Genomic DNA, 25,554 nt, shown 5'->3' with positions numbered 1-25,554 from the left:
ATTCAAATTGCGTATTGCTTCAAGGAGGCTGGTTTGAGCCTGAAATTTGGTACGAGTGGATTGCGCGGTCTGTCGGTGGATCTGAAGGGGAAGCCCTCCTTCGTCTATTCGGCAGCGTTTGCAACCTTTCTGCTGCGAAACCGGATCGCAAAACCGGGCGATCGCGTTCTCGTCGGCTATGATTTCCGCGACTCCAGTCCGGCGATCGCCTCCAATGTCAAATCGGCACTCGGCGCACTCGGCCTGCAGCCGGTGGATTGCGGCTATCTGCCGACCCCTGCGCTTGCCTTCTACGGGATCCGCACGGGTGCTGCCTCGATGATGATCACCGGCTCGCACATTCCGGCCGATCGCAATGGCATCAAATTCTACCTCCCGGATGGAGAAATCGACAAAACACACGAGCAGGGGATTTCCGCGATCGCCCAGGAACTAGCCGATTTGGAAACGCCTGTCGCTACGGATACGACAACCGATACTGATGGGGCGGCGGATGCTGTGTCGCTGTTCATGGACCGCAACAAGATCTTGCTGCCCCAAAGTGCCCTTTCCGGTATCCGCGTCGGTGTCTACCAGCATTCGACGGTTGCGCGCGACATGCTGAGCGAGATCCTGAGTTATTATGGGGCCGAGGTGTTCGATCTAGGCCGATCCGAATTCTTCATCCCGGTCGATACGGAAGCCGTCTCCGCTCAAACCATCGCGGCATTGCAACAGTGGGCAACCGAGCTCCGCCTAGACGCGATCGTATCGGCTGATGGTGACGGTGACCGGCCGTTGATCGCCGACGAGACCGGAACACCGATCAACGGAGACATATGCGGCCTGATAGCTGCCCGCTTTCTCGGCGCCGATGCGATTATCACGCCGATCACTTCCAACTCGGGCATAGAGGCGCTTGGCAGTCATGTCGTGCGTACCAAGGTGGGCTCGCCCTTCGTGATCGCCGGAATGCAAGAAGCGCTGAAGACACACCAAGGCGTCGTTGGCTTCGAGGCGAATGGCGGGACGCTGACCGGCTCCTCCTTCTCGGTGGCGTCAGGTGTGCTCGAGCCTTTGCCAACGCGTGACTCGTTCCTGCCCATTCTGGCCGTGCTCGCCGCCACGGCGGCTACCGATCGGCCGCTGTCCAAGCTGAAAGTGGATCTCGGTCTGCCATTCACAGCTGCCGACCGGTTGGAGAACTTTGCGACCGAGCGCAGTGCTGCACTGATGGCCTGGCTGCGCGCCGATAACACTAATCTTGAACGCTTTACCGCCCCTTTGGGGGAGGTCTCCGGGATCAGCGAACTCGACGGACTGCGAGTGACCCTGAGCAACGGCAGGATCGTCCATTTCAGGCCGTCCGGGAATGCTCCCGAGATGCGCTGCTATGTCGAGGCCGGCAGCGCCGAGGAGACGGCGCAGGTGCTTGATATAGGGCTGGGATTGCTGCGCGACTTCGATACAGCCCGATCGGCGCTGAACAAGAGGATAGGGCCGGCCTGAGGCCGGCTTGGTGGTGGTTTGGATCTGCCGACGCGTGATCGGTTAAGGCCGCCGGCGGATGCATTTGAGGGTAAGGGTGGACTGACAATGAAGAAGATTATGAGTTTGAGTAAGGCGCTTGTGGTGGGAACCACGATGATCTCAGCGGCCGCGTGCACGAGTTCGCCTCAGATTGCTTATGACGATGCCATGGTCCAGATCGGTTCCGAGAAGGCGGGCTTCAAGTCGCGCCGTGATCCGGAACAGTTGCTTTCGTACGCCGCGCAGCAAGCGAAGGCAAAGGACGAGGTGATCCGTTACAACCGCGCCTATGCCAACCTGGTGCTTAATCGTGGCAAGAGTGGTGAAGCCTATACTGCTTTCGAGCGCGCTGCGCTTGTCGGCGATGTCAGCGCCGGCCGCCGCCTCGTCAAAGCGCACCTCGACGGGGTCTATCGTCCGAAAAATGTCCCGATGATCGCCCGTTCGGTTTATCTGCCGCTGACAGCTGACAAGTCCGACGCAAACACGCGGCTGCTCTTGGCGCAACTGCTCGATAGTGGCGAGATTGGGGGCAAGGAATTTCGCACCGCCGACGCCTGGCTCGATGAAGCTGCGGCCTCGGGTGCCACGAGGGCATTCCGCCAACTGGCCGAGCGGGCCGAGAAGTCCGGAAATGTCGCGCTTGCCTCCGATTATTATTATCGGATGGACAAGACATCGAAGGCCGATCGGGCCCTGCGCCAGGCGCGAGTCCATTATCTCGGCCTCGAAGGCGGTGCCAACCCGAAGCTCGGTCATGCTTGGCTCGAACTGGCGCGTAAGCTCGACAAGCAGGGCGCCGGCCAACTGGCCGCACGCGTCTATCGCGCCACTTCAGGCGGGCGCGACGGATCCTATCTGATCAGCGTTGCGACAGCCGCCGGCGTCAACGTACTCTCGCGAGAGCAGTTGCTGGAAGCCTATCGCAGCGCCAAGACCGATCTTGACCGGGCGAAGATCCTCGAACCGCTGAAGGCAGCGGCGCGCAACAACGATCCGAACGCATCTTATGAACTGGCCGCTATCTACATCAGCACGCGCGGCGCGCCGAGCGAAATCAACAGCCTCCTAGTCAAGGCCTATTCCAAAGGCAAGTCAGAGGCACTCGACCTGATGATCTCTCAGCTCATGCGTGCCGAAGCCGGGCAGAAGGCTGCGGAAATCCTGTTCGACGGTGTCGTCAAAGCGGCACAAAATGGTAATGTCGAGGCGGCCCGCTCGCTAAGCTCGCTCTACCGCATCGGTGGCTTCAAGGCTGCCGACCGGGCAGAGGGCCGCAAGTGGCTGCAACGGGCAGCCGATGCGGGTGACGCCAAGTCGCAATACGAACTCGGCGTTGATCTCTACGAGAACGGTGGTGATCCGCAATCCAAGCAGATGGCGCTGCAATATCTTAACAAGGCGGCCGGACAGGGTGACCTCTTCGCCTTGACTTATCTCAAATCCAAGACCTAAGGGGAGCATTGGCGAATGTTGGACGCTGAGTATGCGCGGGCCTTGGCCGCCTTTTCGGACGAAGTCTCTCTCTTGCGCGACTGGCTGCACGATAGCGCGCTGCCGCTCTGGTTCGAGGTCGGATACGACCGGCAAGCTGGGGGCTTTTTCGAACGGGTTGCGCTGGATGGGACACCTTGCGTGGCGGACAATCGGAGGGCTCGGGTGCATCCGCGGCAGATCTACTGCTTTGCGGCAGCGGGCGGGCGCAATGTGCTTGTCGATTGGCGCGAACTGATCCAGCACGGCTTCTCGTGGTTTGAGCGCGTCTACCGCAGGGACGACGCGTTCTTCGGTAGTGTCGCGTCCCCCTCTGGTGATATGATTGACGAGAGCTTCGACCTCTATAATCAGGCTTTCGCCCTCTTCGCTTTTTCCCAGTTGGGCCTGTCCATCCCCCAAGAGAAGGACGCGATGGAGCAAAAGGCGCGCATCCTGCTCGCCAAGTTGAAGGCGGAATATGCCCATCCAGATGCGGGGTTCGAGGAAGGCCGCCCGGTCAAGCTGCCGTTGTGCTCCAATCCGCACATGCATCTCTTCGAGGCCTGCCTCGCCTGGGAGACAATGGCTGCCGATCCTACACCCTGGATTACATTGGCGGATGAAATCGCCAATCTTGCGATGACGCGGTTCATCGATCAGGGGAGCGGTGCTCTCAGGGAGTTCTTCGACCGCGATTGGAAACCGTTTCCCGGTGACAAGGGACGGATCGTCGAGACCGGCCATCAATTCGAATGGGCATGGCTTCTGACCCGCTGGGGGATTGCGCGCAATGCCCCGGAGGCAATTGCGGCTGCCGAGCGGCTTTTCGAAATTGGCATCGAACACGGTGTCTGCGAGGAGCGACAGGTGGCCTTCATGGGGCTGTTTGACGATTTTTCGATTTCCGATCACGTCGCCAGACTTTGGCCGCAGACAGAGTGGCTGAAGGCCGCCGCCCTGCTGGCCCAGATCAGCCACGGCGCGTTACGGACTTACTATCTCCGCCAGGCGGCGAAGGCCGGGGTGGCGTTACGCAAATTCCTTGCCACCGACATTCCCGGGCTCTGGTACGACAAGCTCCCGCCGAGCGGGCAGTTTGTTAACGAGCCTGCGCCTGCCAGCAGTTTCTACCACATCCTTTGCTCGATCTACGAAGTCGACGCAACCCTAAAACAGTTACAGTGAATTCCGGCCTTTTTTGCCGGTCTGTTTTGACCCGATAGGCCGATCGGCGCGCTCGCCACCGGTTAGCAGTCACGAATGAGGACATCAACTTGGCCACTGATCTTGCTTCTGACGATGAGGGCGCAGCTTTGCCCGAATGCCCGGTTTACTCGGTCTCGCAGGAGGTTATGTCGCACGTATCGAGTCGAGCGGGTCACCGCCCGAGTTCCCGCCAGAGCTAGGAGGTTGGGGACATGGTCTTTTCGTCGGTCATCTTCATTTTCGTCTATCTGACGCTGTTCCTCGCGCTCTATTACGCCTGCCCGGTCCGATACAGGTCCTATTTCATCCTGATCGGCTCCTACTGCTTTTATGCGTGGTGGCGGGTGGATTTTTCTCTGCTGATGCTGGCCACAACAGCGTTCAACTATTGCGCGGCTCTTTCCGTCCACGGGGCACAAACGTCACAAAGGCGAAAACTGCTCCTGGTCGCGACCGTCGTCTGCGATCTCGCCTTGCTCTTCTATTTTAAGTATTTCAACTTCTTCGCTGACAGCAGCGCTTATCTGTTCAATCAGGGCACTCCCTACAGCTGGTCCTTGCCGCACGTCATACTGCCGATTGGCATCTCCTTCTACATCTTCCACAACATCAGTTATGTCGTCGATGTCTATCGGCGTGATCTCGAACCGTCGCGGACCTTCGTTGACTATGCGGCTTTCATCGCCTTTTTTCCGCATCAGATCGCCGGTCCGGTGTTACGCTTTTCTGACCTGGCCGAGCAATTCTATGGCCGTGTTCACAACTGGACGAAGTTCAACTATGGAGCAATGCGCTTCCTGACGGGGCTTGCGAAAAAAGTGCTTATTGCCGACTCGATCGCTCCGATCGCCGACGCGGCCTTTTCGATCCCAAATCCGACCATGGCGGAGAGCTGGCTTGGCGCCATAGCATACACGCTCCAGCTCTATTTCGATTTCTCCGGCTATTCGTCGATGGCGATCGGACTCGGCATGATGGTAGGTTTCCATTTTGTCGAGAACTTCGACGCGCCCTACAGGTCCGTCAACATTACGGATTTCTGGCGCCGCTGGCACATTTCTCTCTCGAGTTGGCTGCGCGACTATCTCTACATCTCGCTGGGCGGCAACCGGAAAGGTGTTGGGCGTACCTATTTCAACTTGGCGGCCACCATGGTCCTTGGAGGCTTGTGGCATGGAGCAAACACGACCTTCCTTGTTTGGGGGGCTTGGCACGGCTTCTGGCTTGCGGTGGAGCGCTATTTCAAGGTTTCGGCCAATGCGCCCTTTCGCGTTTCGTCCTGGTTCTTCACCATGCTGCTCGTTGTGATCGGCTGGGTTTTCTTCCGGGCGGCCAATATGGCCGAGGCGACGAGCATGCTTGCCGGCATGGTCGGATGGAATGGATTTGGTATGCGCAGCGACTATGCTTGGGAGTTTCCGAACTTTGGATTTCTGCTGATGGTCGTCGGCGTTCTCACGGCCCTTGGCGAGCCGCAATTGCGCCGGTTCTTCAGACTGAAAACGACCACGGAACTGGTGTCCGTCGAAGGGATCGACTACCCATATGTCAACCCCGTCCTGGGGGTTACCGCAACCCTTCTCGGCTTGGCCGCGATCGTTAAGCTCGTCGCGGATAGCGACACACCCTTCCTCTATTTCCAGTTCTAAGGAGAGGCCAAGTATGGACGAGATTACTCAGGTCGTCACTTCCGGTGAAATAGATGCTCTGGCGTCGAAAAAAGACAAGCTTGGTTTGAAGGGGAAACTAGCCTATCTGCCGGCTCTGTCGATCTTCATCATGTTTGCTTGCGGCGTTGCCGTCCTCAGTCATTTCTGGAATAGCAAGGAGATGGCTGAGCATCGGCAGTCGAAGCGTTCCCTCGCCGATGTCATCCAGGGGCGAGAGGCATTGGCGGTCGAGAGGATCTACAAAGACGTCTTCCCAATTCGTGCCTTCTCCACAGGCCTGTTGAATCTCGTAAGCTTCAAGGTATTTGGCGAAGCTCGCAAGGGACTGATCAAGGGGAGCGACGACTGGTTCTTCAGTGATGAGGAATTCAGTTGGAACCGCAATTCCTCGAGCATGCTTGAAAAGCATTTAGGCTTTGTCGAGGACACGCTTTCCACGCTAAGAGAGGCCGGTGTCGCGCCTATTCTTCTTTTGGTCCCGGAAAAGGCGGACATCTATCGTGATAAGCTCGGCAGTGTTGCCATGCCGTCGTCACGTGAGCACTACTATGAGAACGTGCGGCTCCGGCTGATCACTATGGGTGCACCGGTTCCTGACCTGCGCAAGGCCTTCCTACATGCTCGTGAACAAAAACCGGTCTTCCTGAAGTCCGACACTCACTGGACTGTGCACGGTGCTGGTGTGGCCGCTCGTTCAGTCGCTCAGGTGCTGGCGCATCGTCCCGCGCTGAAGCACAAGGAATTCACACTGAAGCCAGAAGAAGAGATTGTGCACATGGGTGACCTTTACAAGTTCGCCAAGTTCTCGATCTTTGACCCCTTCGTTCCCATGCCCGGCGATCGTCTCACATCGCTTTCCGCCGTGACCGCGGATGCCAGCCTTGACGACCTGATATCCGACGAGGATGGGGGCGCGGAGGTAGCGATGGTGGGCTCTAGCTACAGCGCCAACGCCAAATGGAGCTTCGAAGCCCAGTTGAAGGCAGAGGCGAAAGTTGATGTTATCAATTTCGCTGAGGAAGGAAAAGGGCCGTTCGCCCCTATGGAAACCTTCCTCAACGAGAACCTCCCCCGGCAGAAGCAACTCAAGTATGTTATATGGGAAATGCCACTTCGCTATTTTGATGAGGTGGCGTACTGAAGCGGATGGATCTTCCTCAATTTGCGTGAATCATCCGCTGTTAGCGACGTCATTGCTATGAGCGCGCATGCAAACGAAATTGAAATGGCGCCCGGTCCAGGGGGCAGATCCTGGGTGTCGCGCTCCGTTCGCAGTGACCGATCTTTAGCAGATCAGGTTAGTTGATCTCTATCGCTGACTTCCTGGCGCGGCCGATTTACTCTTTGCAAATCCTACCGAGTGGCGACAAGCCGCCCAAAACCTCTGCCGCCATCCGGAACGTTGGAGCAACTGATGAGTTGATGGGAGTAATCAAGCCGGCACCCAAATAGTTATCGATCTTACGTCGGGGCCTTGGGCATTAGGAGGAAGATCATGAACCTTAATACGGAAAGCCTTCTCGTCATATTGCTTGTAGGGGTAGTCGCCGGATGGCTGGCAGGCCAGATCGTTCGCGGAGCGGGTTTCGGCCTTATCGCGGATATGGCTATTGGCATTGTTGGCGCTCTGATCGGCAGCTGGTTACTTCCTCAACTGCACATCGCGTTGGGATCCGGGATCGTTCCGGCGATCGCCAACGCCACAATCGGCGCCATCATTCTCCTGTTGATTATATCTGTCACACGGGGCGGAGGCCGCCGCAGCTTCTGGCGGCGGTAACTGAAGAAATATCGTCGGTTACACAGCGCATGTTCTCAGCGCCGAACTCAATTCGGCTCGAAACTTCGAGTTCGTCATGACCCGATGTGATCGTGGTCGGCGGTCGGAGTGAAGGGTATCGCGGCTTTGGCGGCTTCACCGTGATCCCGGACGATACTGAAATCCTGCAACGCCTGCCAAATGCATGCCGAAGCCTACCACCCACATCATTGACTGGTTCCGCATCGCCATGAAGATCCAGCCCATGCAGCAATCGCCAATCACATGGAGTCCTTGCCGGCATGGGCATCCACAGCCGGCAGGTCTGATCGGTTGTGCATCCGAAACCGTCATCGTCCGGCGGGCATCGGAAGCCCTCACCGTCAATGACAGGCTGGACGAGAAGGTGATTTCTGCAGCCTGAGCCGGCCGATCAACGGAAATTCTTGTCGCCGGCGCCCAGTATTTCTCGTTTGATTTCACGGATTGCCTCACGCAGGCTCAGAGCCGCGATCCCTCTGGATCGCGTTATTCATCAGCCTTCAGCAAACGAGGAACCATGTTCACGATCAACGAAATGCCGCCGCGCCTCGATCCGGAACTCGTCAAACTGCTCGAATGCGCCGAGACCGGGACCATCGGGCATTTCTTCCATTCCGGTTTCGTGGATCGGGGCATTGCCGCCGTGATCGGAAATGCGAGGGTCGCCGGAACGGCCGTCACCGTGCGGACGCCCCATGCGGATTCGACCATCGTTCACTACCTGACCAAACTGGTGCGGCCGGGCGATTTCGTCGTCATCGAACGTTGCGGCGATACGCGCCATGCCTGCTGGGGCGGAGCCGTTTCCCATGCGATGAAGATCGCCGGCATAGCGGGCGCGGCGATCGACGGTCCGTCGACCGATCTGGCGGAAATCCGGAAGATCGGCCTTCCGGTCTGGTGCCGCGGCCCTTCCTCCATTACCACCAAACTGCTCGGCCTGGACGGAGAGATCAATGTCCCGGTGACGGTTGGCGGACAGGTCATCCGCCCCGGAGATGCGATCCTCGCGGACGAAAGCGGGGTCGTGGTGCTCGATCCTTCGAAAGCCGAGGCGATCGCTCGCGAAGCGATCGCCGATCAGGAGGATGAGATTCTGCTGCTCGAAAGGTTGCGGAAGGGCGAGTTCCTGCCGGATATCAGCGGCGCCACGCGACTCGTCGAAGGCAATCTGACGCCGAGGCGGGCATGAGCTGCGGGAGCGTAAGGACCGGTTGGAATTTCCACGAACTCTATCTCTGGCATGATACCGGCAATGCGGCGACATGGTACCCGCCCGGCCCGACGATCGAGCCCGGTGAACACGCCGAGAACCCGGCGACGAAGCGACGCTTCAAGAACCTCGTCGAAGTCTCCGGCCTTTCCGACAGATTGGCAAGGATCGATGCCGAACCGGTCACTGAAGAAGACCTCGCCCTGTTTCACACGCGAGACTATATCAGCCGCATCAAGGCGATGAGCGGTGACCGAGGCGGCGACGCCAGCTATCTGACGCCCTTCGGCCGCGGCAGTTTCGAGATCGCCTGCCTTTCTGCCGGCGGAACCTTCGCGATGGTCGACGCGGTTCTTTCCGGCCGAGTCAGCAATGGTTATGCCCTCGTGCGCCCGCCGGGACACCATGCGGAGCATGATCGCGGGCTTGGCTTCTGCCTTTTCGGAAACGTGCCCGTCGCGATCCTGAAGGCGCGAAAGGTTCATGGCATGGGACGCATCGCCACGATCGACTGGGACGTCCACCACGGAAACGGCACCCAATCCGCCTTCTATGCCGACCCCGACGTCTTGACGATCTCGATCCATCAGGAAAGGCTCTTTCCCGGTGATCGAGGTGACCGCTCGGAACGCGGCGAAGGACCCGGCGAGGGCTTCAATCTGAACATCCCGCTGCCGCCGGGAAGCGGGCACGGCGCCTATATGGCCGCCTTCGAGCAGGCCGTCCTCCCCGCGCTCGCCCGCTACAAACCCGAGCTGATCGTGGTTTCCTCCGGTTTCGATGCGTCCGCGATCGACCCGTTCGGCCGGATGATGCTGCACAGCGATAGCTACCGTGAAATGGCGCGGCTCCTGATGCAGGCGGCGGACACGCTCTGCGGGGGCCGGCTGGCCATGTCTCATGAAGGTGGGTACTCGGCCTCCTACGTTCCCTATTGCGGCCTCGCGGTCCTGGAGCAGCTGAGCGGCATCCGGACGGGCGTCGCCGATCCGTTTCTCGACGTCTTCCGCAACTATGCGGGCCAGTCGTTACAGCCCCATCAGGCGGCCGCGATATCCCTCGCTTCCGAGCTGGTGGAAAAGATTCCGGCCTGACACCTCGGCCTGCACCCTGACACTTCGACCCGCACGACGTCGGAAAAGCCCGGAAACAGCGTGCCGGGCTTTTTCAAAATGGTCGAGGATGGGATCAGGACTTCTTCCATACGCCCCATGCGCGCGGCTTGTCGAGCGCCCAGGTCTCGTATCCGATGAGCTTGTCAGAGATCGCCTCGATCACCGGGAAATAATAGAGGCCGAGTATCGGAACCTGCTCGGCCATCAAGGCATGAAGTTTCTTCAATGCCGCCTTTTTCTGTTCGAAACCCTCGGTATCAATCGCCTTGAGGTAGAGATCGAGCGCCTTGGGATCGCCCCACTGGTAGTTCGGCGTCTTGGCCTTGTCGCCGGTAAACATGCCGTAGATGACCAGCGGATCCGGCCGCGAGGCATAACCGAAGGACTGCATCTGGAACTTGCCACTGAAGAAATTGTCCAACTGCGCCGACCAATCCAGCACGTCGAGTTCGATATTGATCCCGGCCGCAGCAAGCATTGCCTGGATGACGATGGCATTGTCATACATGCCAACGTAGCGGTTATTGGTCTGAAGCTTGATAGCTTGCCCCTTGTACCCCGCCTCGGCGAGCAGCTTCCTCGTTTCCGCAAGATCGTATGCGGGCCATTGCAGGAACGACTTCTCGAAATAGGCGCTGGTTTCAGGAACTCCGGAAGGGTTGAATGCAGCCATGCCGACCGTCTGGGCCTTGGCGATCTGGTCGAAGTCCAATGCATGCGCGATCGCCTGCCGCATCTTGACATTCGACAGGAGGGGATCCCGGGTCTGCATGAGGATTGCAGTCAGGGAAAGCCCCGGCGACGAAATGATCCTGGCGCCTTTTGCCTTGAGATCCGCCACCCGCGAGGGCTGGATTGTCGATACGACATCCACCTGCCCCGCGAACAACGCGGTTTCCGCGGCGGTCTTGTCCGGCACGATGGTGAAACGGGCTTCGTCGACATACACGGTCCGATCGCCGCTCTGCCCGTTTCGTTCACCTCTCGTCGGCACATAGCCGTCAAAGCGTCCAAGAGCGATATATTGCTCCTTCTTCCATTCCTTCAGTTTGAAGGGACCGCTGCCGATCGCCGAACCTTCGATCCATTTTCCATCGCTGCCGACATTCCTGGGACTTGCTATCCAGATGTTGCAGACCGGGTCAGCAAGCCGGACAAGAAACAAGGTGTTGGGCGCGTCGAGACGGAAAACGAGCGTGTCGTCATCCGTCGCTTCGACGTCATTGACCTTCAGCCCGCGCGAGCCGTCGAATGTCGGAATGCAGAGCCAGGGGGCGTCGCCGGCCCTTGAAGCCATGCGGCGTTCCCACAGCCATTTGAAATCGGCAGCCCTTACCTTGTCGCCGTTATGATAGGTCGTGCCTTTCTTGAAATGAAAAGTGTAGGTCTTCGCATCCTGCGAGACGTCCCAGGTCTCCGCGAGCATGGGGCCGACCGTCATATTGGTCCGGAAGCCCACGAGCGGTTCATAGATATGGCTGAGAACCGTGTCGGTATTGCTGTCGTTGCGGCTCGCATCGAGACTGCGGATATCGGCGGTCAGCACGATCCTCAGCGTACCATCTTTTTGAGGTTCCTGCGCGCTGCCGCAGCCCGCAAAAGCAAACACAGCCAATATGACGGCCGATAAAAAGCTGATCTTCATGAATTTCTCCAACTGTTCCACCGCTTATAGGGTTGCCGGATCAGAGGCTCAGTCCTCGCCCGAAACCCTTTTTTTTCCACTGTGCAGGCGCGGCAGGCACAGTTCAAACGAGAAATCTTCCCGCGTCGCGACAAGAAAAATCTATAGATGCGGTCCTTTTTGATAGGCGGAGAATAGGTCCGGATCGTCGGCTTCCGCGGCGATTTCGAATGCGATGTCCGCCACCGCCTTGACGAGAGGGTTTTCATTCACATCGAGGTAGGAAAGATAGTGCGTGAAGACCGGGAAAGCCGGATCTACATCCAGCGCGCGCAGGAGACCGGCACCCAGATGCTTGCCCAGCACCGCGCGCGGCAGCGCCGTCGCCCCGAAGCCCGCGACAGCCAGATCAATCATCGTAATCAATGCATTGATGTTGGAAACCGACAATGCATTCAGTCCGGCATCGGCAAACTGCTTCATGAGCCCGCGATAGGGCACGCTGTCGCGGGAAAATGTCAGCAGGGGACGGTTCGCGAGATCGGCAAGACCGAGCTTGCCATCCGGCAGAAGAAAATCCGAACTGGCGACCCAAACGGGCACGAAAGCCCCGTATTGCGCATTGATGATCCTGTCGTCATCGATAGTGCCCATTCCAAGGGCTATATCGATGCGACGGTCAAACAGTGCGCGCGTATTGGCCGAACTGGTTTCGATCTGAAGGTCGATCGTGATCCCGGGGTAACGTTGCCGCACCCGCGCCATAATACGCGACAGCAGCGAATGGGCGATCACGTCATTCGTTCCTAAGCTGACCGAACCCTGGATCTGCCCGGGTTCGGCAATGGCAAGCTGGAACTCGGCTGCGGCGCGCAAGATCTCCTCGGCTTTTGGAATGGCCCGCAGCCCGGCAGGGGTGAGGACGACGCTTCTCGAATCCCGATCGAACAATGCCACGCCGAGTTCTTGCTCCAGGGTCGCAATGCGATGGGAAACCGAAGCCTGGGTGGCGCCTAGCCGCTCGGCGGCGGCACTGAAGCTGCCGAGTCTGGCAACCCAGAGGAAAGTCTCAACGAATCTCAGGTTCACGCCTGCTGCCCTTGGTTCTGGGGCAAGTCCGGCGGCCGCCGGCTCAGGCCGCCGAAACTGCCTTCATCATTGCGATGATGCATTGGTCGAGATCGTCGTTGACGGGAACCGGCTCCGACGACAATCGAACAATGACGGTTTCGGAAGAGCGGTCAACCCATAGCCATTGCCCGAAAATGCCCATGCCCGCCAGCGCACCCGTCCCTGTTTCGTACCAGTAGGATCGGTAGCTGCCGCCCGGGTAGATGTAATGCTGGTCGCCGGTTGCCCAGACCGCCCGGTCGCCGCCTTGCCAAAGGCTCTCGATGAACCACTCGGGCACCAATCCCCCGCCGCCCCTGCGCACGAGATCACCGAAGCGGGCGAGATCCCGCGCGGAGACGGATATTCCGCCGGAGGTCCTAGGGCTACCAGCGCGGTCGACGGTGATGAAGCCATCCGTGTGGGCTCCCATAGGCTGCCAGACAAGCGTGCTGAGCAGATCGGCATAGCGCATGCCGCCGGCCGCTTCGACGACAAGCCCGGCCATGTCCGAGTTGGGTGAACGATAGGCATGCCTTGTCCCATGCGGATGGTCGGCCTTCCTCAACGATACGAGGAATTCCCGCAGCGTCGGCGTCGGCTTTTCCGGATGCTCCGGCTGCCAAAGGACCGCCCGCCGATAACGATCGAAGTCGCCGGTCTCGTCAAGGTAGCTTTCCTCGAAAACCACGCTCACGGTCATGTTGAGAAGCTCGCGCACCGTCACGTCGCCGTAAGCCGAGCCTTTGGCTTCGGGGACATATGCGCTGACCGGTGCCGCAAACGACAGTTTTTCCTGCGCTTCGAGGATGCCGGCGATGAGACCGGTGAACGATTTCGAGATCGAAAAAATGAGATGGGGTTCCGACGGACCGCAGCCGTTTGCATACCACTCGGCGATGATCTCGCCTTTCTTCATGACGACGAAGGCGTCGCTGCCGCTCTTCGTGAGGAAAGCGTCGAGGGGCATCTCATGGCCGTCTGGATTGCGAATGAGGAGAGTGGAAAATTGGCCCAGGTCACGCTGAGGTTTTTCCGGCAGACGCGCGCTGCGGATCACCGCCGAGGGCACCAGTTCCGCCATGTTGCGGAAAGACCAGGTCGAATAGGGGCGAGCGCGCCAATTGCCCAGATTGATGTCGGATCGCTTGAAGTTGACTGCGCTCATGGTTTTCCCCTGCTGGCGGTACGTGGTTCGATCAACGCGAATGGAATTGATTTTCTTTCGCCAATGATTAAATTGCGATCGCAGATCGCGCAAGTGGACCATTTTCAAAACTCGAAAACGATCTCGCAGGAGTGTGAAATTGACTGTCGATCCGGAAATTCAGGCAATGTTGCAAAACATTGCCGAGGAAAAAGAACGCCTTCCAGGGAAGATAACGCTCGAACGGTCGCGGGAGATCTACAAGCAGCAATATCTGTCCATGAGCCGTCACCCCGAGGAAACGGTCGTGAAAGACGTAATAACTCTGACCGAGGCGGCAGATGTCAGGCTGACATTCTATCGCCCCAAATCTCTCCCGGCCCGTGCGCCGCTCATCCTTTATTTGCATGGGGGCGGCTTTGTACTCGGCGACTCCTCGACTTATGCTCATCAGTCCGCCCGTATCGCGCTCCATTGCAATGCGCTCGTTGCCTTTCTCGATTATCGCCTTGCCCCGGAGCATCCCTTCCCGGCAGCCTTGGGAGATACCCTGGCTGCCACCCGGTGGCTGAAGGGAAACACCGACCGGTTGAACGTTGATCCGGAGCGCTTTGTGGTCATGGGCGACAGCGCCGGCGGCAATCTTGCCATAGCTGCCATGCGGCACTACCGGGCCGAGAAAGTTTTTCACCACGGCACACTTCTCTACCCTGTTACCGATCTGCGTTCCTATCTGGGAATGGCCGCCTATTCCGCATCCGATGAAGCTTTTGCCGCCGGCTACTATCTCGAACGGCCGGCGATGGAGTATTTTGCGCGCTCCTACCTGCCGACGCCTGCGCTGGCGCTTGATCCCCAGATATCGCCTCTCCTGGCGGATGACCTCGCCGGCCTTCCTTCCGTCGCGGTATACGGCGGAGAGATCGATTTGCTGAGGGATCAGGGCCATCAATTTGCAGAACGCTTGAGACAGGCTGGTGTCACGACACGATATCTCTGCTTTGATGGCTTGATCCATAATTTCATGCAGCATTCCGGAGTTTCCCGGAAATCGAATGAAGCATTTCTCAGAGTTTGTGCGGAACTACGTGCCGTTATAGCCAACTGAGCAGCCAATGGCACTTGATGGCTCCTCCTCACGATCAGCATGGAATCCGCTCAAATTGCGCTGACATGTGTCGCCTTCAGTAAAACAGATGACTTTGGCAGCTGAGCGCCCCCGCCATCTGATCCACTTTTCAAGTCACGTAATTGAGCTGCGTCCAAACCGTGATTGCAGATGTTCGCCGAGCCTGCTGCATGTTCAATCGAGTCCGGTTTTTCCGGGCGCTCAATAGGCTTTGGTAACAATGCGTGCCGCCGGTACCGCCTGCCGTTTCAGGCTTTGCCGGAGCCGCTGGATGGTGCTGGCCCTTCCCGTCAGCAACACGTTGCCATCTGGGCACGCGTTGAGACAGCTAAATCATGCCGTAGTTCGCGGGCGAGGCAAGATGCACCGATGGTGGGCAAGTCTGGTCGTGCCGCCAGATCGCGCATTTTAGTCGCTGCCCCGTTAACGTGACGGTGCCTTATCGGACGTTCCATATTCCCGACATGCCGTGCGGTTTTGCCGTTCGCACAAGGTAAACCGCGCGCATTATCTATGCTACGTCGCATGGCTTCGCCGTTCAATCACCTTAAAAAGCCGGTAGTAGCTCAGTAGAATTGACGTCGATTGCCATGCTGCTGGACAACCGGCTCAGGTCTTCCGAGATGGCAATGGCCGCAGATTTAAGAATTGGAACATAGCGCTCGCGGGCATCCTGCTCGGAATCAAAAGCAGACTTGAAATATGTGAGGCCGAGGCTCGCAAGGACTCGGCCACTTTTGGCTAGGATCGGAACGGCAATCGTGTTGGAATTCCTCGGTTCCACGACCGACGAACGGGTCGCGTAGCCGTTTTCCCGTACCTGCTTGAGCAACCGCAGGAGTTCATCCCGGTGATGGCTCAAAGCGTTCTCGGGATCCTCGGATTTTTGCAGGATCCCGATTATCACGTCGCGGTCTTCAACATCGAGAAAGGCAAGATACGCAAGTCCCATCCCGCGGGTGAGCATGCATAGCCGTCGGTTTACGGTGCTGTGGAACGGCGAAATCAGGCTGTCCGGCACCGTGCTGAAGCGAATGATCATCCCGTCATAGTCCGGTAAGGCGATGGCGACGGGCCATTTGTGTTTGCGAGTGATCGCTATCGCCCATGCTCTCCCGGCCTCAACGACAAGGGGATCCTTATGGAAACCAGAGCTCAAGGAGGTCACGAGAGCGCTGACGTGATAGCCGCCTTGGCGCGTGTCATTCTCGACATAGCCGGCTTCTTCCAGCGTCCGTAAGATGCGCACAAGGGTCGGCTTGGGGAGCTTTGTGCGCGCATGGAGCTGCGCGATCGTGTTGATTGGCTGCAAGTTAAGCTCCTGCAGCACGTTCATCGCGCGTTCTATAGCTCGAATGCTCATCGATCCTCCTCCGAGACGTTCTGCAGGTGCCATTTCGGCCCGCGAAACAGCGGAGACGATAGGTTGTCGTCCGAGCAAGTCAAGTTCTAAGGCTACCTTAGATGCAGGAGGAGGAATTAGATGGCTTCGACAGAAGATACGAAACGCAATCGTGAAGAGGTCCGTAGACTCATAGCAGGCGTGGACGACGCGTTGGCGGCAAGCTTGCTACGCGGCGCTCTCGATCTTCACGTGCATTCCGGACCTTCCACGATGCCGCGGCAGATCGACCACTTGGAAGCAGCCGAAGAGGCGGCCGCAGCCGGCATGCGCGGCCTGCTGTTCAAGGATCACCATTATTCGGTGGCGCCTTTCATCCCCATGATGGAGCGAGTGCTCGGCGATCGCGGCCTGGCGATGTATAGCGGTCTTGTGCTCAACAACTCCACCGGGGGCCTGAATCCCTTTGTCGTGGATGCCCAGTTGAAGATGGGCGCGAAGCTGATCTGGATGCCGACGGCGCAAGCGGCCAACCATATCAGGAGCGCACACGGCAAGGTCCGGCTTGCCTCCAATGTCCAGCTGAAAAACTCGCCGGCGCTGAGTGTCGTTGATGGCTACGGCAATGTTCTGGACGAGGTGAAGCAGATCCTCGACATGATCGCCGAATTCGATGCGATCCTGTCTTCCGGTCACCTGCATGTCTGGGAAATCTGGAGGCTTTTCGAAGAGGCGAAGGCGCGGGGCGTCAAGCGCCTCCTCATAAACCACCCGATGTACGGGTTGCACTTCACCTATGACGATATCCGCGATCTCGCGGCGGAGGGAGCGCTGGTCGAGCAGTCGGCCGGCATGTATATCGACAGCCGCTTCAACGCATATTCCCCGCAGGAGCTAAAGGAACATATCCTCGCCGCCGGCGTCGCACGTTCGTCGATCGGTTCCGATCTCGGGCAGGTGGACAATCCCACACCGGTGGAAGGCATGCGCCAGGCCATCAAACTCTGCCTAGCGCTCGGCTTCAGCGAAGCGGACGTGCGTACCATGGTCGCCGACAACCCGGCCCGGCTGGTCGGGCTGGCAGATTGACGCGGCGACGGGTACGAGCCGGTGAAAGTCATTGAAATCGAAAGGCCAGGCGGTCCGGAAGTCCTTCGGATCGCCGAACGGCGCCGGCCGCCGCCAGGTGCCGACGAGGTGCTGATCCGGGTCGTTGCAGCAGGTATAAACCGGCCGGATGTCCAGCAGAGGCGGGGTCTCTACCCGCCGCCGCCAGGCGCATCGGACATTCCAGGGCTCGATGTTGCGGGCCTTGTTGAAGAGATCGGTCCGGGCGTCGAAACGCTTAAGGTCGGTATGCCGGTATGCGCACTGGTCAATGGCGGCGGATATGCGGAGTTTTGCTTGGCGCCGGCCGTGCAATGCATGTCGATCCCGCGCGGCCTCAATTTCATCGAAGGGGCGTCGCTTCCGGAAGTGTTCTTCACCGCCTGGAACAACCTGATCTGGCTGGCGCGTCTGAGCGAGGGGGAAGCGCTGCTGATCCATGGCGGTACGAGCGGGGTCGGCATGGCCGGCATCCAGATCGCCTGGCATTTGCGTCGGGCGATGATTTTCGCGACGGCGGGCAATCTCGAAAAGCGGGAGGTCTGCCTGGCGATCGGCGCAAGCGCTGCAGTGGACTATAGAAGTGATTGGGACGATGAAATCCGCGGGCTGACAGATGGCGCGGGCGTCGACGTCATTCTGGATGGGCAGGCAGGGCCAAATACGCAGCGACAGCTCGATCTTCTCAAGACCGATGGCAGGCTGGTCTTTATCGCCAGTCATGAAGGCGAGACGGCCGAGGTCAATATAAGATCGCTAGTTCGTCGGCGTCTGACGATCACGGGATCGACGCTGAGGCCGCGACCGTCGGACTATAAAGGGCGGCTGGCACGCGAGCTTGTCACACATGTCTGGCCTCTCATCGAAGACGGTCGGATCAAAACACATATCCACCAGGCTGTGGCGTTTCACCAGGTGAAGGACGCGCACGTCATACTCGACGAGAACCGGCAGATCGGCAAAGTGGTGCTGATCGTCGATCCGGCGATCGCGACAACCGTGCCCGAACCAAAGCAACTACGCTAACGGACGAGAGGCCAAGATGACCGACCAACGCCCGAACTTTACCACGTTTCGAGAGCGCCTCCTTGCCGGAGAGCGGATGCTGGGGACGTTCCTGAAACTGCCGACGACCCAGGTCATCGAAATCCTCGGGCCACTCGGTTATGACTTCGCCGTCATTGACCAGGAACATGCGCCGCTCGACCGGGCAATGACCGATCTGATGATCTTCGCCGCACGCGCTTCCAATATCGCGCCGCTTGTTCGGGTCCCGGAATTCAATGCGGCAGGCATTCTCTCCGCACTGGATTGTGGTGCGATGGGGATCATGGTTCCGCACGTGAACTCCGTGGAGAAGGCGCAGGCCGTTGTGCAGAGCTGCCGTTATGCCGGTGGCAACCGCGGTTTTGCAAGCCTTACCCGGGCCGGCATATGGGGCAGCATCGGCAGCGTACAACATATGGAAATTCAGGACCGGCAGGTCGCCTGCATCGTGATGATCGAAGATCAGGATGCGGTCGACCTGGCCGGGGCGATCGCCCGTGTCGACGGGGTCGATGCCCTGTTCATCGGTCGGGGGGATCTGACCGCCTCCTTCGGAAACGATCCGGATGCCGCAAGGAAGGTGGCGGAGATCAGCACCAGGGTCGCGGCCGCCGCCCGGGAGGCGAACGTCCCCCTGCTGATGCTGCCGACGAGCCGGGACGACTACGAATTCGCCAAGGGGCTCGGGGCAAGCGCGATGCTGCTTTCAAGCGACCACGGGTTCATCCGCTCCGCAGCCGGCAAGGCGATCAAGGATTTTTCGGACTGATATGGGCGCCTGGCCAATGACGGCCGATTGGAGGAGAATGTGACTGCTATCGATATCCCCGCGCTCCGCATACCCAAAGTGGCTGTCGTCACCGGAGCAAGCAGCGGGATCGGCCGGGCCATCGCGGCGCGTCTGGCCGGCATGGGTTCGACGGTTGTCGTCGGCTACAACAGCCGATCCGATGCGGCGAACGAAGTGGTGTGCGGTCTTGCAGGACGCGGACATGTCGCCCTGCGTATCGCGATCGACGATCCGGTCTCGATCACCGAGTCCGCCGCTGCGGTCAAAGAGCGGTTCGATCGTGTCGATGCGCTTGTCAATTGCGGCGGCGCGACCACCCCCGTTCCCGCAGGGGACCTGGAAGGGCTTACCGACGAGATCTTCGACCTTACCGTGATGCTCAACCTGCGCGGCCCTTTCGCAGTGATCCGCGCTTTTCGCCCGCTGTTAGAGCGCGGCGACAATGCTGCCATCGTCAATATCTCATCGATCGCGGCGCGGACCGGGATCGGCAGCAGCCTTGCCTATCTGGCGGCAAAGGCCGGGCTGGACTCGCTGACCGTCGCACTCGCCAAGGTGCTGGCGCCGAAGGTGCGGGTCTTTTCGGTGTCGCCCGCCGGGGTCGATACGGATTTCGTTCCCAACCGCACCCGCGAGCAGCTCGAGAAGGTAGCCGAAAAGCTTCCTCTCGGGCGGGTGACCACGCCCGACGATGTGGCGCGGGCCGTTATCGCCTGCGTCGTCAACCTGACGAGTTCGACCGGGATTATCGTGCCGGTGGATGAAGGCAGGCATTTATGAGGGAGCCTTCCGTGGCGGCCCCGTTGTCGTCTGGCGAAACGTGTTCGAGAACGCGTTGCCAGCCACGTCAAGCCCTGTAATGTCTCAGAACTCCCGAGCCCTCCGGTGCCAGCAGCAATGAACGGAACGATGGAAAAACTGAAGTTTTACATAGACGGCCGATGGGTCGACCCTGCGGTTCCGGCGACGATCGGCATAACCAACCCGGCGACCGAGGAGACGTTCGCGCGGATCAGCCTCGGCTCGCGCCAAGACATCGATAGGGCGGCACGGGCGGCCCGACGCGCTTTTGCGCTCTATAGCGAAACGAGCGTCGAAGAGCGGCTGGGCTATCTCGAAAAGATCATCGCCGGCTTCCGGGCACATCTGCCGGAGCTCGCGAAGCTGATGACCTTGGAGATGGGATCACCCATCACCTTCTCGACCGAGCGCCAGGCGACTGTCGCTCTCTTCCATTTCGAGGAAGTGGTTCGCGTGCTCGCCAATTACGACTTCGAACATCGGATGGGAAATGGCATCCTGCGCCGCGAACCAATCGGCGTCTGTGGTTTCATCACGCCCTGGAACTGGCCGCTGAACCAGGTTGCCTCCAAGGTTGCGCCAGCGCTTGCAACCGGCTGTACCGTCGTTCTGAAGCCGAGCGAGATCGCGCCGCTCAGTTCGATGTTTCTTGCGGAGATCATCGACGCGGCGGGTCTTCCGCCCGGCGTCTTCAATCTCGTGAATGGCGACGGCCCCACCGTCGGAGAAGCCATTGCGGGCCATCCCGAAATCGACATGGTGTCGTTCACGGGTTCGACGGTAGCCGGCATCAGGGTCGCCAAGCTGGCGGCCGATACCGTCAAGCGGGTCGCCCAGGAACTTGGCGGAAAGTCCGCAAACATCATCCTGACGGACGCCGATCTCGACGCTTCGGTCGAGGCCGGCGTGCATGCCTGCTACACCAATGCCGGTCAGAACTGTCAGTCGCCTACGCGCATGCTCGTTCACCGTTCGCAGCGTGACCAGGCGTTTGAAGCGGCCCGCAGGGCGGTCGACAGCATCCGTCTCGGCGATCCGCTCGATCCGAAATCCACGATGGGGCCGCTGGTCAGCCAGCAGCAGTTCGACAAAGTCCAGAACCTGATACAGACCGGCATCGACGAAGGTGCGACGCTGGTGGCGGGCGGGCCAGGGCGTCCTGCCGAACTCAATCGCGGTTATTACGTGCGCCCCACGGTGTTCGGCGACGTCACGCCCGACATGACGATTTCTCGCGAGGAAATCTTCGGGCCTGTCCTGTCCATCCTGAACTATGACACCGAAGAAGAAGCAATTGCGATAGCAAACGATACGCCCTTCGGGCTCGCGGGTTTCGTACAGTCGAAGGACCCGGATCATGCCCGCAAGGTCGCCAACCGCATCCGGGCGGGGCGGGTCTATCTGAACGGTGCTGCCTTCGACCGCAGCCTGCCGTTCGGAGGTTACAAACAGTCCGGCAACGGACGCGAGTTCGGCCTATTCGGCTTTGAAGAATATCTCGAAATCAAGGCCATACTTGGCTACCCTGCCGGGCAGTAGCGGGCACCGGTTTCGGCAGGAGGAAGGCCGAGGCTGATTGCATGGCGTATCGATTTCATTGGCCAAACCTTGCCGTCAAGGCACGGGGCCTCTGTTCATTTGCATGGGAGGTTTGCCGATGAAGATCGGTCAAGACAGTATATTAGGGCTCTTTTTCGCCGTCATCGGAAGCATAGCGCTCTGGATCGCCATCCAGTATCCGTTCGGCACAGCGGGACGCATGGGGCCGGGCTATTTCCCCGTCATCATCTCAAGCCTCCTCGTTTTGACCGGCATCTGTGTGCTGATCCGCTCCATGTCCATGTCGGGCGATCCTTTTCCGGCCATCCGTTGGAAGGCGCTGACACTTGTACCTGCGGCGATCGTTGTCTTCGGCCTGGCGGTCGAGCCCCTCGGCCTCCTGCCGGCCGTCTTCCTGCTCCTCGTCCTCAGCGCGGCGACCAGCGTCAAGTTCCGGCTCGACTGGAAGGCGTTTGCTGGTGCGCTGATTTTTGCGGGCCTGTGCGCGGTTCTTTTCGTGGAGTTGATCGGGCTGCCGATGCCCGTGCTCGGTACCTGGCTGCAATAACCAACGCTTCGTGAGCCTCGACATGGATATATTCAACGGACTTCTCCTGGGCTTCTCGACGGCGACGACGTTTGGGAACCTTCTTTATTGTTTCTTAGGCGTGCTGCTTGGCACGGCGGTCGGCGTGCTGCCCGGTCTCGGGCCGATCGCGACTATTTCCATGCTTCTGCCCTTCACCTTCGGTCTGCCGGTCGATACCGCGCTGATCATGCTGGCAGGCATCTTCTACGGTTCGCAATACGGAGGCTCGACGACCGCTATCCTGATGAACCTTCCCGGAGAGGCTTCGTCGGTTGTCACCATGCTTGATGGCCACGAGATGGCGAAACAGGGAAAGGCGGGCCGTGCGCTCGCCGCGGCGGCGATCGGGAGCTTCTTCGCCGGAACGGTCGGCACGCTTTTCATCGCGATTTCGGCGCCGCTGCTCGCAAGTCTTGCGCTGGCCTTCGGCCCTGCGGAATATTTCTCTCTGATCGTGCTCGGGCTGATCACCTCGATGGTGCTGGCGAGCGGCTCCCTGCTGACCGCCTTCGGCATGGCCCTGTTCGGCATGGTCCTCGGCATGATCGGAACAGACGTCAATTCGGGCGCCGCGCGCTTCACTTTCGGTACGCCGAACCTGCTCGACGGCCTGGATTTCGTCGTGGTGGCGACGGGCATTTTCGGCCTTGGCGACGTTCTTGCAAATCTTGAGAATGAGCGCAGCCGGGCGGCCGGCGTGGCACCGGTCAGCAGCCTGTTTCCGACCCGCGAGGACTGGAAGCGCATGGTCGCGCCGATCCTGCGCGGCACCGGGATCGGTGTCCTGCTCGGCGTGCTGCCGGGGGCAGGCGTGCTGCTCGCGTCCTTCTCCGCCTATGCGCTGGAAAAGAAGGTCTCGCGTTATTCCGCCGAGTTCGGCAAAGGGGCGATCGAAGGCGTCGCCGCCCCGGAGGCGGCAAACAACGCGGCCGCCCAGACATGTTTCATTCCCATGTTGACGCTCGGCCTGCCCGGCACCGCGACCATGGCCCTGATGATCGGTGCGCTCGTCGTGCAGGGCGTGCAGCCGGGACCGGAAATCCTCACCCAGCAGCCGGCTCTGTTCTGGGGCCTGGTCGTCTCCATGTGGCTCGGAAACCTGATGCTGCTGTTCCTCAACCTTCCCCTGGTCGGCGTCTGGGCGAAACTGATCTCGGTGCCCTATCAATACCTGTTTCCGATGATCTGCGCCTTCGTTGCAATCGGCGTCTACAGCATCAACAACAGCGTCTTCGACGTCTACATGATGGCCCTGTTCGGCATGCTGGGCTATTTCTTCCGGAAGGTCGGCGCGGAGCCTGCTCCGCTTATCCTCGCCATGATTCTTGGCCCGATGGCCGAAGAATATCTGCGGCGGGCGCTGCTGATTTCCCATGGCGATGCCAGTGTTTTCTTCACCAGCCCACTCAGCCTCGGGACACTGAGCGTCGCCGCCCTGCTGCTTCTGTCGATCGTGTCCCCCCGTTTCCGCAAAGTGCGCGAGGAGGGGCTGCAGGAAGCCGACTGACAATGTCGCCGGCTTCCTGCACCTTCGTCTGCGCCGCCAGCGCCTGCAATAAAACCCAGGAGACCCCATGCCAAAGGATTTCGACGCTCGCCTGCGGGCTCATCTCGACCGCGAGGAACTCTTCGATCTGGTGCGCCGCGAACGCTTCGCGCGCGACCAGCGCCGCTTCGACGTCATGAGTGCCTGTTTCCACCGTGACGCCTATATCCGCACGAGCTGGTACGACGGCCGCGGCGGCGACGCCTATGTGGAAGCCACGCGGAAATGGATGAGCAATACGGGCAACAGCAAGCACTGGGTGTTTCCCGCCTTTGCCCAGATCACGGGCGACCGGGCGACGGTGGAAAGTCCCGCCATGATTTTCAATCGCGCGCGGTTGGAGAATGTCGAGGTGGATTTTCACGTGTTCTGCCGGTTCTTTTCCCGCGCATTCAGGGAATCCGGCGCCTGGAAGCTTCTCTCCTTCGAGGTTCTGTTCGAGCGGGACGTGATGACGCCGGTCAACCCGTCCGAGACGCTTCCGATCGATTGGGTGAAGCTGAACTCGATGCGGCCCTCCTACAAGTTCCTTGCCTATATCCAGAGCGTCCGGGGCGTGAAGGTCAATCCCGACCTGCTTGGCGACGATCGGCCGGATCAGCTGGCTGCTTTCCATGCCGGAGAGGATCGCTGGCTTGCCGGCGGGGAATGAGGAGGACTTGGCAGCCGCTGCCAAGGCGTTCCAAGCAGCGAAACGGATGCAGCCGCATGTTCGGGAAGAGAATGTATTGCGCTAGTTTGACGGCATGGGCTCGATCAACGGGCGAGTGGGAGGACTGAACAATGAAGAGACGTGAATTCATGGTGCTCGGCGGTACGGCGGCTATGCTCGCCTCGAGCGGAACGGCATGGGCGGCCGGAAAATGGCCAAGCAAATCGGCTGTCGTGATATCGGCCTACCCGCCGGGAGGCACCAGCGATATCATCACACGCCTGGTGGCTGACGTCCTGACGGCCAAATTCGGCCAGCAGTTCGTCGTCGAAAATCATGCCGGTGCAGCGGGAGCGCTGGCCGGCGGCAAACTCGCCCGCGCTGTACCCGATGGCTACACGATCATGGTAAGCGGCAGCGCGCCGATCGCGGCCAACAAGGTCGTCCAGAAGAACCTTGCCTATGATCCGCAGGTGGACTTCACCCCGATCTCGATCGTTGCGGAGAGCCCGGCCTTGCTGACCGCGAGCGCTTCCGCTCCGGCAAAGTCGCTTCAGGAACTGGTCGCATACGCCAAGGCAAACCCCGGCAAGGTCAATATCGGCAACCCGGGTGCCGGTACGAAGGGGCATATTGCAGCGGCCATCATCGGCCAGATGGCTGGTGTGGAAATCAATCATGTCCCCTACAAGGGATCGCCACCGCTGCTGGCGGATCTCCTGGGCGGGCATATCCACTTCGCCCTCGACGCGCCGTCGAACTACCTGCAGCACATTCGCGAAGCCAAGATCCGCGGGCTCGCCGTAACGTCCCCTAAACGCACGGGGGAACTGCCGGAGGTGCCGACCGTCGCTGAGCAGGGTTTCAAGGGTTACGACCAGACGCTCTGGTTCGGTGCCGTGGGTCCGAAGGGAATGCCGGCGGACATCGTTGCTGCGATCCGTGGCGCCATCAAGGAATGGATCGATACCCCTGCGGCGAAGGAAAAACTGACGTCGCTCGGGCTGACGCCTGTTGCCAACACTCCGGACGAGATGCGGGTTTCCATCCAGCGCGAGATCGAATCCATCCGGCCGCTCGTCGAGGCGGGGCTGGTTCAGCCGACTTGATCCGCAGACATCTCTAGATCCTGATAAAAAGC

At 59.7% G+C, this 25,554-nt stretch carries 22 protein-coding genes and 1 pseudogene; 19 read left to right on the top strand and 4 right to left on the bottom strand.

Annotated features, from left to right (window positions below; genetic code table 11):
* Positions 1–33 precede the first annotated feature (33 nt).
* From PMI07_RS14140 to PMI07_RS14100, 9 genes and pseudogenes are all read left to right on the top strand, one after another.
* Positions 34–1,488, top strand: coding sequence for a phosphomannomutase (locus PMI07_RS14140; protein WP_037086310.1), 1,455 nt, complete (start codon positions 34–36; stop codon positions 1,486–1,488).
* 99 nt (positions 1,489–1,587) lie between these two features.
* Positions 1,588–2,964, top strand: coding sequence for an SEL1-like repeat protein (locus PMI07_RS14135; RefSeq protein ID WP_037086308.1), 1,377 nt, complete (start codon positions 1,588–1,590; stop codon positions 2,962–2,964).
* A gap of 15 nt (positions 2,965–2,979) precedes the next feature.
* Positions 2,980–4,170: an AGE family epimerase/isomerase gene (locus PMI07_RS14130; protein ID WP_024163806.1), complete on the top strand. Its 1,191-nt coding sequence runs from the start codon at positions 2,980–2,982 to the stop codon at positions 4,168–4,170.
* 233 nt (positions 4,171–4,403) lie between these two features.
* Positions 4,404–5,840 (top strand): MBOAT family protein, encoded by a 1,437-nt coding sequence (locus PMI07_RS14125; protein ID WP_007756177.1) that lies wholly within the window; start codon positions 4,404–4,406, stop codon positions 5,838–5,840.
* 13 nt (positions 5,841–5,853) lie between these two features.
* Positions 5,854–7,002: a hypothetical protein gene (locus PMI07_RS14120; protein ID WP_007756173.1), complete on the top strand. Its 1,149-nt coding sequence runs from the start codon at positions 5,854–5,856 to the stop codon at positions 7,000–7,002.
* 354 nt (positions 7,003–7,356) lie between these two features.
* Positions 7,357–7,641 carry a GlsB/YeaQ/YmgE family stress response membrane protein gene (locus PMI07_RS14115; protein ID WP_007756168.1) on the top strand — a complete coding sequence of 95 codons (285 nt, stop codon included), beginning with the start codon at positions 7,357–7,359 and terminating at the stop codon, positions 7,639–7,641.
* A 58-nt stretch (positions 7,642–7,699) separates the two neighbouring features.
* Positions 7,700–7,894 (top strand): annotated as a pseudogene (locus PMI07_RS35625) (ISKra4 family transposase); the annotation flags it as partial.
* A 285-nt stretch (positions 7,895–8,179) separates the two neighbouring features.
* Positions 8,180–8,854, top strand: a complete 675-nt coding sequence (locus PMI07_RS14105; protein WP_007756165.1) for an RraA family protein — start codon at positions 8,180–8,182, stop codon at positions 8,852–8,854.
* A complete protein-coding gene (locus PMI07_RS14100) occupies positions 8,851–9,969 on the top strand; it encodes a class II histone deacetylase (RefSeq protein WP_007756162.1) in 1,119 nt (372 codons plus the stop codon). The genes PMI07_RS14105 and PMI07_RS14100 overlap by 4 nt, the downstream gene beginning before the upstream one ends.
* 94 nt (positions 9,970–10,063) lie before the next feature.
* On the opposite strand, the gene PMI07_RS14095 is transcribed toward PMI07_RS14100, so the two are convergent.
* From PMI07_RS14095 to PMI07_RS14085, 3 genes are all read right to left on the bottom strand, one after another.
* Complete coding sequence (locus PMI07_RS14095) at positions 10,064–11,635, bottom strand: ABC transporter substrate-binding protein (protein WP_007756159.1); 1,572 nt, start codon at positions 11,633–11,635, stop codon at positions 10,064–10,066.
* Positions 11,636–11,776: 141 nt separating this feature from the next.
* Complete coding sequence (locus tag PMI07_RS14090; RefSeq protein WP_007756156.1) at positions 11,777–12,703, bottom strand: LysR family transcriptional regulator; 927 nt, start codon at positions 12,701–12,703, stop codon at positions 11,777–11,779.
* 43 nt (positions 12,704–12,746) lie between these two features.
* Complete coding sequence (locus PMI07_RS14085; RefSeq protein ID WP_007756154.1) at positions 12,747–13,892, bottom strand: serine hydrolase; 1,146 nt, start codon at positions 13,890–13,892, stop codon at positions 12,747–12,749.
* A 139-nt stretch (positions 13,893–14,031) separates the two neighbouring features.
* Here PMI07_RS14085 and PMI07_RS14080 point away from each other — a divergent pair, with 139 nt between their 5' ends.
* The gene (locus PMI07_RS14080) at positions 14,032–14,979 is read left to right on the top strand and encodes an alpha/beta hydrolase (protein WP_007756150.1); all 948 of its coding nucleotides are present in this window, start codon (positions 14,032–14,034) and stop codon (positions 14,977–14,979) included.
* A gap of 568 nt (positions 14,980–15,547) precedes the next feature.
* Here the strand turns inward: PMI07_RS14080 and PMI07_RS14075 are convergent.
* Positions 15,548–16,363 carry a helix-turn-helix domain-containing protein gene (locus tag PMI07_RS14075; RefSeq protein ID WP_007756149.1) on the bottom strand — a complete coding sequence of 272 codons (816 nt, stop codon included), beginning with the start codon at positions 16,361–16,363 and terminating at the stop codon, positions 15,548–15,550.
* A gap of 120 nt (positions 16,364–16,483) precedes the next feature.
* Here PMI07_RS14075 and PMI07_RS14070 point away from each other — a divergent pair, with 120 nt between their 5' ends.
* From PMI07_RS14070 to PMI07_RS14030, 9 genes are all read left to right on the top strand, one after another.
* Positions 16,484–17,431, top strand: coding sequence for a DUF6282 family protein (locus tag PMI07_RS14070; RefSeq protein ID WP_007756148.1), 948 nt, complete (start codon positions 16,484–16,486; stop codon positions 17,429–17,431).
* Between the two features lie 21 nt (positions 17,432–17,452).
* Positions 17,453–18,475 carry an NAD(P)H-quinone oxidoreductase gene (locus PMI07_RS14065; RefSeq protein ID WP_037086303.1) on the top strand — a complete coding sequence of 341 codons (1,023 nt, stop codon included), beginning with the start codon at positions 17,453–17,455 and terminating at the stop codon, positions 18,473–18,475.
* 16 nt (positions 18,476–18,491) lie between these two features.
* Positions 18,492–19,265 carry an aldolase/citrate lyase family protein gene (locus PMI07_RS14060; protein ID WP_007764246.1) on the top strand — a complete coding sequence of 258 codons (774 nt, stop codon included), beginning with the start codon at positions 18,492–18,494 and terminating at the stop codon, positions 19,263–19,265.
* 39 nt (positions 19,266–19,304) lie between these two features.
* Complete coding sequence (locus PMI07_RS14055; protein ID WP_024163804.1) at positions 19,305–20,066, top strand: SDR family oxidoreductase; 762 nt, start codon at positions 19,305–19,307, stop codon at positions 20,064–20,066.
* 129 nt (positions 20,067–20,195) lie between these two features.
* Entirely contained in the window at positions 20,196–21,626 is a 1,431-nt protein-coding gene (locus PMI07_RS14050; protein WP_007759535.1) for an aldehyde dehydrogenase family protein, read from the top strand.
* A 118-nt stretch (positions 21,627–21,744) separates the two neighbouring features.
* Positions 21,745–22,194 (top strand): tripartite tricarboxylate transporter TctB family protein, encoded by a 450-nt coding sequence (locus PMI07_RS14045; RefSeq protein WP_007759536.1) that lies wholly within the window; start codon positions 21,745–21,747, stop codon positions 22,192–22,194.
* Positions 22,195–22,216: 22 nt separating this feature from the next.
* Positions 22,217–23,722: a tripartite tricarboxylate transporter permease gene (locus PMI07_RS14040; protein ID WP_007759540.1), complete on the top strand. Its 1,506-nt coding sequence runs from the start codon at positions 22,217–22,219 to the stop codon at positions 23,720–23,722.
* Positions 23,723–23,789: 67 nt separating this feature from the next.
* The gene (locus tag PMI07_RS14035; RefSeq protein WP_007759541.1) at positions 23,790–24,413 is read left to right on the top strand and encodes a nuclear transport factor 2 family protein; all 624 of its coding nucleotides are present in this window, start codon (positions 23,790–23,792) and stop codon (positions 24,411–24,413) included.
* Positions 24,414–24,544: 131 nt separating this feature from the next.
* Positions 24,545–25,522, top strand: coding sequence for a tripartite tricarboxylate transporter substrate binding protein (locus PMI07_RS14030; RefSeq protein WP_007759542.1), 978 nt, complete (start codon positions 24,545–24,547; stop codon positions 25,520–25,522).
* Positions 25,523–25,554 lie beyond the last annotated feature (32 nt).

Source organism: Rhizobium sp. CF080, assembly GCF_000282095.2.
Lineage (GTDB): Bacteria > Pseudomonadota > Alphaproteobacteria > Rhizobiales > Rhizobiaceae > Neorhizobium.
The sequence above is the reverse complement of the archived record's forward strand: the minus strand, read 5'-3'. Positions and strand labels throughout refer to the sequence as shown.

Excerpts from the sequence above, each read along its gene's own strand:
- PMI07_RS14045 (WP_007759536.1), top strand. The coding sequence starts at position 21,745 with ATGAAGATCGGTCAAGACAGTATATTAGGGCTCTTTTTCGCCGTCATC.
- PMI07_RS14040 (WP_007759540.1), top strand. The coding sequence starts at position 22,217 with ATGGATATATTCAACGGACTTCTCCTGGGCTTCTCGACGGCGACGACG.
- PMI07_RS14100 (WP_007756162.1), top strand. The coding sequence starts at position 8,851 with ATGAGCTGCGGGAGCGTAAGGACCGGTTGGAATTTCCACGAACTCTAT.
- PMI07_RS14135 (WP_037086308.1), top strand. The coding sequence starts at position 1,588 with ATGAGTTTGAGTAAGGCGCTTGTGGTGGGAACCACGATGATCTCAGCG.
- PMI07_RS14075 (WP_007756149.1), bottom strand. The coding sequence starts at position 16,363 with ATGAGCATTCGAGCTATAGAACGCGCGATGAACGTGCTGCAGGAGCTT.
- PMI07_RS14060 (WP_007764246.1), top strand. The coding sequence starts at position 18,492 with ATGACCGACCAACGCCCGAACTTTACCACGTTTCGAGAGCGCCTCCTT.
- PMI07_RS14030 (WP_007759542.1), top strand. The coding sequence starts at position 24,545 with ATGAAGAGACGTGAATTCATGGTGCTCGGCGGTACGGCGGCTATGCTC.
- PMI07_RS14115 (WP_007756168.1), top strand. The coding sequence starts at position 7,357 with ATGAACCTTAATACGGAAAGCCTTCTCGTCATATTGCTTGTAGGGGTA.
- PMI07_RS14095 (WP_007756159.1), bottom strand. The coding sequence starts at position 11,635 with ATGAAGATCAGCTTTTTATCGGCCGTCATATTGGCTGTGTTTGCTTTT.
- PMI07_RS14130 (WP_024163806.1), top strand. The coding sequence starts at position 2,980 with ATGTTGGACGCTGAGTATGCGCGGGCCTTGGCCGCCTTTTCGGACGAA.
- PMI07_RS14085 (WP_007756154.1), bottom strand. The coding sequence starts at position 13,892 with ATGAGCGCAGTCAACTTCAAGCGATCCGACATCAATCTGGGCAATTGG.
- PMI07_RS14070 (WP_007756148.1), top strand. The coding sequence starts at position 16,484 with ATGGCTTCGACAGAAGATACGAAACGCAATCGTGAAGAGGTCCGTAGA.
- PMI07_RS14125 (WP_007756177.1), top strand. The coding sequence starts at position 4,404 with ATGGTCTTTTCGTCGGTCATCTTCATTTTCGTCTATCTGACGCTGTTC.
- PMI07_RS14105 (WP_007756165.1), top strand. The coding sequence starts at position 8,180 with ATGTTCACGATCAACGAAATGCCGCCGCGCCTCGATCCGGAACTCGTC.
- PMI07_RS14120 (WP_007756173.1), top strand. The coding sequence starts at position 5,854 with ATGGACGAGATTACTCAGGTCGTCACTTCCGGTGAAATAGATGCTCTG.
- PMI07_RS14050 (WP_007759535.1), top strand. The coding sequence starts at position 20,196 with ATGGAAAAACTGAAGTTTTACATAGACGGCCGATGGGTCGACCCTGCG.
- PMI07_RS14035 (WP_007759541.1), top strand. The coding sequence starts at position 23,790 with ATGCCAAAGGATTTCGACGCTCGCCTGCGGGCTCATCTCGACCGCGAG.